At 33.7% G+C, this 264-nt stretch carries 1 pseudogene; it reads left to right on the top strand.

Going from position 1 to position 264, the window contains the following annotated elements:
* Positions 1-264, top strand: a pseudogene (locus IC218_RS21725) (cell wall-binding repeat-containing protein); the annotation flags it as partial.

Below are 264 nucleotides of genomic sequence, written 5' to 3'. Positions count from 1 at the left end.
TATCAGGAACAGCAGTCCCAGCTGTACAAAATGATTTAAATAATGTAAGTGTATTAGTTAAGGCAGGAGCAGTATCTGAAACAACTGCTACAGATTCAGCAAAAAATACAACATTTGAAGTTAAAAAGTATGTAGCAGCACCAGCAGTAGGTGAATTAACTTTTGATGCAACAGATAAACAAATAAAAATGACATCAGGTGATGAAACAGTAGATCCATCAGATAACACATATGTACTAACACTAACAAAAGGAACAGTAAAAG

Origin of the sequence: Clostridioides sp. ES-S-0005-03 (assembly GCF_020658455.1) — a bacterium.
Lineage (GTDB): Bacteria > Bacillota > Clostridia > Peptostreptococcales > Peptostreptococcaceae > Clostridioides.
This window is presented reverse-complemented; position numbering and strand designations above follow the sequence as displayed.